This window comes from Streptomyces sp. V2I9 (assembly GCF_030817475.1).
GTDB lineage: Bacteria > Actinomycetota > Actinomycetes > Streptomycetales > Streptomycetaceae > Streptomyces.
The window spans coordinates 4821038-4829974 of record NZ_JAUSZJ010000002.1 but is presented as its reverse complement, the minus strand read 5'-3'; the positions used below and the strand labels follow the sequence as shown (position 1 = coordinate 4829974).

General features: G+C 73.4%; 5 protein-coding genes and 1 pseudogene. All 6 read right to left on the bottom strand.

Annotated features, from left to right (window positions below; translation table 11 throughout):
- Positions 1-33 precede the first annotated feature (33 nt).
- The 6 genes and pseudogenes from QFZ71_RS21415 to QFZ71_RS21390 all read right to left on the bottom strand — a co-directional run bounded on the left by QFZ71_RS21415 (position 34) and on the right by QFZ71_RS21390 (position 8935).
- Positions 34-1338, bottom strand: a complete 1305-nt coding sequence (locus QFZ71_RS21415) for an MFS transporter (protein WP_307669785.1) — start codon at positions 1336-1338, stop codon at positions 34-36.
- Between the two features lie 99 nt (positions 1339-1437).
- Positions 1438-2508: a winged helix DNA-binding domain-containing protein gene (locus tag QFZ71_RS21410; RefSeq protein WP_307669784.1), complete on the bottom strand. Its 1071-nt coding sequence runs from the start codon at positions 2506-2508 to the stop codon at positions 1438-1440.
- A 249-nt stretch (positions 2509-2757) separates the two neighbouring features.
- Positions 2758-6693, bottom strand: coding sequence for an amino acid adenylation domain-containing protein (locus tag QFZ71_RS21405; protein WP_307669783.1), 3936 nt, complete (start codon positions 6691-6693; stop codon positions 2758-2760).
- 15 nt (positions 6694-6708) lie between these two features.
- The gene (locus QFZ71_RS21400) at positions 6709-7923 is read right to left on the bottom strand and encodes a cytochrome P450 (protein ID WP_307669782.1); all 1215 of its coding nucleotides are present in this window, start codon (positions 7921-7923) and stop codon (positions 6709-6711) included.
- Between the two features lies 1 nt (position 7924).
- Positions 7925-8107: pseudogene (locus tag QFZ71_RS21395) on the bottom strand (MbtH family protein); the annotation flags it as partial.
- A gap of 81 nt (positions 8108-8188) precedes the next feature.
- Positions 8189-8935 (bottom strand): thioesterase II family protein, encoded by a 747-nt coding sequence (locus QFZ71_RS21390; RefSeq protein ID WP_307669781.1) that lies wholly within the window; start codon positions 8933-8935, stop codon positions 8189-8191.
- Positions 8936-8937 lie beyond the last annotated feature (2 nt).

The following is an 8937-nucleotide window of genomic DNA, read 5'->3' as shown; positions in this document are numbered from 1 at the left end:
CGCTCCCGTGGGGCGGGGCGGGGTGCGGACCGGTCAGATGCCCACCTTGGGCGCCTCGCCGGCCTCGGTCGCCACCGGCTCGGAGGCCGGGCCGTCCGCGTCCGCGGCTCCGGGCTCGCCTCCGGGCATCTCCTTGATCTTGGCCACCGGGCCGCCCAGCAGGGTCAGGCCGCCGATGATGGTGACCGCGCCGGCCGCCGCGAGAGCCGCCGTCAGGCCGATGCCCTCGCCGAGCGCGCCGCCCAGGAAGTAGCCGAGGGACAGCGCGCCGTACACCGCGGAGAGGGCGCTGCCGCTGACGCGGCCCATCTGCTCGTTCGGGGTGACGCCCTGGACGAGGCTGAGGACGTGGATGTCGAACATCGGGGAGACGAATCCGATGATCGCCTGGACGACGATCAGGCCCACGAAGCCGCCGATCGCACCGCCCGCCGGGACCACGATGTAGCCGGCGCCGAGCACGACCGCGGTGATGACCAGGAGGCGGCCGACGGAGAGGTTCTTGGCGACCGTCTCGGAGAGCACCGCGCCGACGATCACGAAGACCGACATGACGGCGAAGGCGGCGCCGACCTGGCCGGGGCTGAGGTCGAGGACCTTGTACGCGTACACGATCAGCAGGGCGTCACCCATCGCGGCGCCGAGGTTGACCACGACGTTCGCGGTGAACAGGCCCCGCAGCACCGGGTTGCCGAAGAGGGTCCGCAGCCCCTCCTTGAGCTCCGTCTTCGCGGACGCCTTCTGTCCCTCGGCCCGCTCGCGCACGTCCCGCTGCCGGATGAACAGCAGGGCGACGAAGGAGATGAGGAAGGTGACCGCGTCCGCGGTGATGGCGCGTGCCGCGCCCAGGACCTGGATGAGCGCGCCACCGGCGCCGGCTCCGACCGCTTCCGCGACGCTGCGGCTGATCTGGAGTTTGGTGTTGCCCTCGATGAGGTTCTCGGTGCCGATGAGCTGCGGCAGCCACGACTGGTACGAGACCTCGAAGAAGGTGGTCAGGCAGCCGGTGGCACCGGCCACGATGAAGAGATGGACCAGGGTGACGGAATCGAGGGCGAACGCCAGCGGAAGCGTCGCCAGGGCCAGGAAGCGCCCCAGGTCAGCGGCGATCATGATCGTACGCCGGGAGAACCGGTCCGCCACCAGCCCCGCGAACGGGGCGAGCAGCAGGAAGGGCAGGAAGCGCAGCGCGCCGAGCACGCCGACCTCCATGGCTCCACCGTCCAGCACCACGACCGCGAGGGTCGGCAGCGCGAGGAGCGAGATCTTGTCTCCGAAATTGCTGGCGGTCTGCCCGAACCACAGGCGGTTGAAATCGGAATGCCGACCCAAAGCCATGTCGACGCCCCTTTTCTGATTGGGGGAGGGATAGTCGGTCGGCTCCGACCCTAGGGACCGCGAGTTAGGGCCCGGTTATGAATGCGGGGAATGGAGAACTTATGTAGAGCGCTTATGAGATGCGTCGGAGAAGCGTTCGACGTCGGCGCTCTCACGCGCGATTCCCTCGGCCACCTCACCGGTCGCGGTTGCGGTTGCGGTCGCGGTTGCGGTTGCGGGAAAGAGGTCCACGGTCACCGGGGTGCCGCGCCGGCCGCCCGACCAGGTGCCCACGGCCAGGCCGTCGACGAGCACGGTGGGCCGGATCTGTCCGCCGCCGGGCCAGACCCGGCGGGCGTGCTCGGCGGGCACCGAGAGGTCCCTGTTCCGGTAGGCCACGAGGTAGTCGTCGTAGGCGGGCAGTAGCCGGACGTCGGGGCCGGCCGGTTCGTCCCGCGGGTCGGCGGGGGTGTCGGGCACCGCCGCCCAGGCCCTTCTCGCCGCCGTCGTGCGCAGCCCCGACCAGTGGGCGAAGTCCTCGGCGTCGCTGGGGCCGTGGGCCAGCCGGTAGCGCCGGGCGAGCTCCCGTTCGGCGGCCGCCCCGGTGAAGGACGGCGGGCCGGCGGCGGGCAGCCAGTCGTCGAGGAGGACGAAGGTGGCGTCGCCGCCCCGCTGCGGCCCGTGGCAGATCAGGCCGGCCAGCGCCGCCCGGCGGATCAGATGGAAGGCGGCCTGCCCCTTCGGGGGGACGCCGATCGTGGTGAGCCGGTCGGTGAGCTGCGCGCGGGTCAACGGGCCCTCTGCGGCGATCGCTTCGGTGATGATCCGCTCCGAGCGGGCGCAGACGGCGTCGTCCAGCTCCAGTTCGCGCAGGCGCCGGGCGGCCAGTGCCAGATGGACCGGGCCGAAGAGCGCCAGCAGCCAGCGGACGTCGGCGGCGGGCACGAGGTGCAGGGTGCCGCGCATGAACCAGCCCCGGACCGCGGTCCGTTCGGTGTCGGTGGCGCGGCGCACCGCCGGTGCGGTCAGCCCGTGCGCGCGCACGCGCAGGCCCAGCTCCGCCGCCGGGAGGTCCTGGGCCTGGACGGCGAACACCCGGTCGAGGACGGCGGCGGCCGACTCCTCCCGGACCCCGCCCCCGATCGCCTGTGCGCGCGCCCTGAGCAGCCGGTCGGTCGTCCGTCGTTCCACGTGTTCCCGTCTTTCAGCCGAGCGGCCGCGGCCGCGTGTCCTCACGGGCCGCCGCATGCCCGGCGGCCCGCGTTCCGCCCCGGCCGGGCGGCCGCGGCGCTTGGTTCCCGCACGCGGGAAGGCCGGGGCGGGCGGGCTCGTCCAGCATGCCCGCCCGGCCTCGGCCAGGGCCCTTCTTCCGTACCCGCCCACGCAAGGAGGCGTGGCGGTGGAGACCGTTCCGGCGGGGCCCGCCGGAACGGGTCCGGCTCAGCGCCTGCGGCGGAGCACCGCGTAGTAGCCGGGCAGCCGCAGGGCCTCGGTGTCCGAGCGGGGGTCGATGGCGTGCAGCTCCACCGCCTCGTCCTCGACGATCTCCCAGCCGTCCGCGCCGAACGCCTCGGCCAGTTCGGGCCGGGTGAAGCGGTGCGAGTGACGGACCCCGGCGGCCTCCAGCGGGCCGACCAGGTCCTCGGCCCGGCCGCGCTTGCCACCGACGAAGCCGAGGTAGCCGAAGGAGTTGCTGGAGTAGTCGGGCTCGTGCACGACGATCGTGCCCTCGTCGCCCAGCAGCCGCTCCGCGACGGCCGCCAGCCGGGCCCTGGCCCGGCTGTCCAGGACGTGGAAGACCCCGCGCACGAAGATGTTGTACGGGCCGTCGCCCAGGGCGGCGGCCTGCTCGGCGTCGGTCATGTCGAGCGCCAGGTAGTCGACGTTCGCCACTCCCTCCGCCTCGCGGACGGCGTGCTCGATGGCGCTCGCCGAGACGTCGACCCCGACCACCGAGGGGTAGTGGGGGGCGAATTCCCGGCTGTAGCGGCCGTTTCCGCAGCCCAGGTCGATGAGCGGCAGGTCGGGGCGGAAGTGGCGGCGTGCCTGGCCCAGCAGCCACTGGAACTCGTCGTCGCTGTCCGCGTCCCAGATGACCTCGCCGCCGCGCCCGGTGTGGCGGATGCCCGCCCAGTAGCGCTCCCAGGCGTCGCCGGTGTCGCGCTCCTCGGCCTCGGCCGGGGCGGCTTCGGGCTCGCCGGGCGGAGCGGAGGGGCGCTCCCAGGCCGCGTCCTCGCCGAGGGATTCCAGCAGTCCGGTGAACTCCTCGAACATCGCGTCGATGAGTCCGTCCGGGTGGACGGACGGCAGGAAGTCCCAGTTGAACGTGAGCCCTTCGGGCTTCTCGAAGACCTGGAAGTCGAGGGAGACCTGGGGGGTCTGGGAGATGCCGTAGACGGGCGCGCCCAGTTCGGTCTCCTCGTACTGCGGGGGGTGGCCGGCCAGGCTGGTCATCACGACGGGCATGGCGGGGGCCAGCGAGCCGCGCAGTTTGGTCAGTTCGCGCAGCACCTGGACCCCGCTGAAGTAGCGGTGCTCCAGGTCGGCCCAGAGGCGGCGCTGAACGGCCCGAGCGCGGCCCGCGAAGGTGTGGTCGCGCTGTTCGACGGCGAGCAGCAGGGTCGTGGTGGTGTCCGCGAGCAGGGAGTTGACCTGCGGGTGCAGCGGAAGCCGGTTGAAAAGGGGGAAGTTGATGGTGAAGCGCGCCTGTCCGGAGGCCCGGCCGAGGACTTCGGCGTAGGCCGCGGCCAGGACGCCGGAGGGGGTGACCTCGCGGGCGTACGCCCGCTCCTGCACGCGGGCCCACAGCTCCGGGGGCAGGACGTGGCTGCGCCGCTCGAAGCGGACGGGCAGTTCGGGGGCGTCGGCGGGGCGCTGCGGCAGCGCGGGGGCGGGCGGCAGGGTGGCGAGCCGGTCGCGCCAGTACCACTCGGAGCGGCGGTAGATCTCGCTGTCCCGCAGGGAGTTCCCGACCGCGAGCACGTAGTCGCGGAAGGTCAGCTCCAGCGGGGGAAGTTCGGCGGCGGGGTCCGTGTAGTAGGTGACCAGGTCCGGGATGAGCACCTGGAAGTAGCTCCAGGCGTCGGCGACCAGGAAGTCCAGGGAGAGGTGGATACGGGCCCGGCCGCCGCCGAGCAGGCTGACCCGCACGTCGAACAGCGGCCAGGCGTCGGCGTCCAGGACCTGGTGCGACAACCGCTCGCGCAGGGAGGCCAGTTCGGCCTGGCGGGCGGGCTCGTCCAGGCCGCCGAGGTCGGTGACGGGGATCTCGTACGCGGGGATCTCCTCGAAGACCTGCTGGGTGCCGTCGGGCAGCACGCGGGTGCGCAGGGCGTCGTGCCGTTCGACCAGGCGCCGCCAGGCGTTCTCGAAGCGGGGCAGGTCGAGCCGGGGGCTCTCCCACTCGAAGTATCCGTGGCAGCCGACGTTGCCGAGGTCGATCAGGCCGCCGCGGCCGATCCACAGGGCCTGCTGGCTCTCGGTGAGCGGGAAGGGCTCGAAGCGGTTGTCCGGGTCGGGGACGATGGCCGGGAGGCCGCCGAACGAGTGCCGCCCGCCGCTGCGTTCCCCGGTGAGGAGGGGGGCGAGTTCGGCGACGGTGGGGCAGGTGGAGAGGTCGGGGAGGCTCAGCTCGACCCCGTAGCGGCGGCGGATCTCGTCGATCAGTCTGAACGCGAGCAGCGAGTGGCCGCCCAGGTCGAAGAAGTTGTCGTGGATGCCGATGCCGTCGGTGCGGAACGCCTCGGCCCACAGGCGGATCAGGGCGTCCTCGACCTCGTTGCGCGGGGCCTCGTATCCGGCGGCTGCGCTGTCACCGCGCTCGGGCGGCTCGGGCAGGCTGCGCCGGTCGACCTTGCCGTTGGGCAGCCGCGGCAGTGCGGGCAGCACGACGACGGCGGAGGGGACCATGTAGTACGGGAGGGTGCGGGAGACCTCGGCCCGTACCGAGGCGGGGTCCGGGCCGGCTCCCTCGGCCGGGGAGAGGTAGGCGACCAGCCGGGTGTCGCCCGGCCCGTGGTCCCGCGTGACGACGACGGCCTCGGCGACGCCGTCGAGCCGCGCGATGTGGGTCTCCACCTCGCCGAGTTCCACGCGGAAGCCGCGGATCTTGACCTGGGAGTCGGAGCGGCCGAGGAGCTCGACCGCCCCGTCGGCGCGGCGGCGGGCCAGGTCCCCGGTGTCGTAGAGCACCGGGTGCGGGTCGCCGGGGACGTGGTTGGGGCGGAACTTCTCGGCGGTGAGCTCGGGGCGGCCGTGGTAGCCGGCCGCCAGGCCGGCGCCGGAGACGTGCAGCCGGCCCACCTCGCCGTCGGGCACCGGAAGGCCGTCCGCGTCCAGGAGGTGGGCGCGGAGGTTGGCGATGGGCACGCCCACCGGGACCTGCCGGGTGGCGCGGATCTCCTCGGGGGTGGCCCGGCTGGTGAGGTCGGTGCCCGCGCCCAGGTCGAGGCAGGAGAGCACGTTGGTGGTCTCGGTGGTGCCGTACGTCATCACCACGCGGAAGGGGGTGTCCACGGGCGGCCAGCTGTGGACGCGTTCGGCCGTGGTCACCAGCGTGCGCAGCGCGGTGTCGGCGGGCCAGGCGAGGCCCCAGGTGGGCTCGGCCAGGGCGGCGACCAGCATGGTGTGCGTGATGCCCTCGGATACCAGCCAGTCGCGGATCTGCTCGGGGGTCTGGGCCTGCCCGGCCTCGGGGATGTGGATCGCGGCTCCGGCGGGCAGATAGGCCAGCCACTCCATGATCTGGACGGCGAAGCCGGGGGTGGACATCCAGGAGGCGCGGTCCCCGGGGCGCACGTCGTAGGCGCGGGTGGTCCAGTGCACGAGGTTGGTGAGCGCGCCGTGCCGCTCCAGGACCGCCTTGGGCGTGCCGGTGGAGCCGGAGGTGTAGATGAGGTGGCTGATGGTGTCGGGGCCGGTGACCACGGCGGGCGGGGTGTCCGGCAGGCTCCGGTCCGCGGCGGCCTCGGTCCGGGGGACGCCCGCGGGCAGATGGTGGTCCAGGTCCGCCGGGACGAGCACCAGCAGCGGATCGGCGTCGGCGATCATGGCGGCGAGGCGGTCGTCGGGGTTGACCGGGTCGAGGGCGACGATCGCGGCGCCCGTCTTGAGGATGGCCAGGGCGCCGAGGACGTAGTCGGCGCTTCGCGGGTAGCAGAGCCCGATCCGGGTGCCGGGTGCCGCTCCGCGGGCGATGAGCGCGTGAGCCAGCCGGTTGGCCGCGGCCTCCAGTTCGGCGTACGTCCAGGAGCGCGCGCCCTGGACGAGTGCGGTGGCTCCCGGAGTGCGGGCGGCCTGCTCGGTCAGGAGCCGCGGGTACCCGGTGGTGGGGAACGCGGCGTCCGTACGGTTGAAGTCGACGAGTGCGGTGGTCACAGTGCGGGCCCTTTCTTACTTCGCGAAGGCTCGGCTGCGCAGCAGCCGCACGGGGAGACGGTTGATCCCCCAGGTGAAGTTGGAGGAGTTGAAGGTGGCCGGGCCGGTCGCCTCGAAGCCGTCCAGCACGGCGGCCATCTCGCTGAGCAGCGCCCCGAGTTCGAAGCGGGCGAGGCGGGCGCCGAGGCAGAGGTGGCGGCCGTGGCCGAAGGCGATGTGCCGGTTGGGGCGGCGGTCGACGCGGAACTCGTGCGGTGCGTCGAAGACGGCCTCGTCGCGGTTGGCGGAGACGTTCCACAGGGTGACGCGGGTGCCCGCGGCGATCGGGACGCCGCCGATCTCGGTGTCGCGGGCGGCGGTGCGCAGGGCGTGCACGCCGGGGGTCGTCCAGCGCAGGACCTCCTCGACGGCGGGGGCGATGCCGTCGGGGCCGCTCTCGCGCAGCAGCCGCCACTGGTCGGGCCGCTGGGCGAACATGTGGACGGCCCCGGCGGCGGAGTAGCGGGTGGTCTCGTTGGCCCCGGACAGGATGCCGTTGAGGTTGAAGACGATCTCCTGGTCGCTGAGCGGCCGTTCGACGCCGTCGCCCTCGTCCACGAGGGTGTCGTGGGCGATCTGGCTGACCAGGTCCTGGCCGGGGTGGGCCCGGCGTTCGGCGAGGAGTTCGATGAAGTAGAGGAAGATCTCCGAGTGGGCGCTGCCGCGCACCGTCTCGTCCGGGGAGTCGAAGGCGTCGGTGGTGAGGTCCCCGATCCAGGTCCAGTCGGCGCGCGGGATGCCGAGGACCGCGCAGACCACCCGGTTGGGCAGCTGCTTGGCGAGGTCGATGAAGTCCAGTTCGTCGCGTTCGGCCGCCTCCGCGACCAGTTCGCGGACGACCTCCTCGACGAGGGCTTCCAGCCGGGGCATCTGCTGCGGCCCGAAGGCCTGGCCGAGCGCCCGCTTGAGGCGGGTGTGATGGGGGGTGTCGGAGACGATGAGCATGCGCTGGGCGACGGCGGCGACGGCGACCGGGTCGCTGCCGAGCCGCATCCCGTGGGCGGAGAGGAAGGTCTCGCTGTCGGCGTAGACCTTCATGATGTCGCGGTGCCGGCTCAGCGCCCAGAAGCCGCCGTCCGCCCCGCCGGGCTCGGGGTGCCAGTGGACCGGCGCGTTGGCGCGCAGCCAGGTGAAGGCGTCCCAGAAGTCGTTGCGGCCGAAGGGCCCCGGGTCGAGCAGGTCGATGTCCATCTCAGGCGCCTCGCAGACTGAGGGGTCGGATGTCGGGCCAGTGGGCATCCACGAAGGCCGCGCACGCGTCCTCGGGGCCGGTGAAGCCGGCGGGCTCCCAGCCGTCGGGCACCTCGCGCGTGGCGGGGTAGAGCGCGTACTGCCCCTCGTGGTTCACAAGGACCTGGTGGGTGGTGGGCACGGTGTCCTCCGGGCTCGGGCGGGAAGGGTCGGGGCGTCGGCCGGTCCGGGGGCCGGGGCGTCGGCCGGTCCGGGTGAGAGGGCGTCAGCCGGCCTGGGTGAGGGGGGCGCCCTCGGCCCGCAGCAGGACGGCCAGGTGGTCCAGTACGGGCCGGGGGTGCCGCAGGACGGCGTGGTGGCCGCCGGTGACGGTGCGGCGGGTGAGGCCGGCGGAGGTGACCGCGGCCCAGCCGTCCAGGTCGGCGGAGCTGACGGTCTCGTCGCCGTCGGCGCCCCAGGCGTGCACGGGGACCGGGAGGAGGCCGTCCGGGCGGTGGACGTAACTCAGCGAGAGCTGGGCGTCCTTGCGGAGCATCCCCACCATCACGGTGCGGGTGTCCTCGTCGAGCAGGGCGGGGTCGAGCCCCGCCGTGTCGAAGAGCTTGTCCAGCTCCTCGCCGTCGTCCACGATGCCGCGCCCGGCGCCGTCCCAGTGGGTGGGCGCCCGGCAGCCGCTGACCAGCAGGGCGCGGGGGGTGACCCGGCGGGCGACCTCGTAGCCGATGAGGCCGCCGAAGCTGTGGCCGAAGACGACCAGGGGCCGGTCCCCGAGGGTGGCCTCCAGTTCGGCGGCGATGGCGGTGACGGCCTCGCCGAACGTGTCCGGCATCGCCTCCCCCCAGCGGTTCTCGCGGCCCGGCAGCTGTACCCCGTACACCTGCGCGATGCCGTTCAGCTCGGGCTGCCAGGAGCGGAACTGCTGGCAGCCCGCGCCCGCCGGGGGCAGGCAGAGCAGCGCCGGGAGGTCCCGGTCGGCGGGGTCCTGGCTCCAGGTGGAGATCCAACTGCCCATGT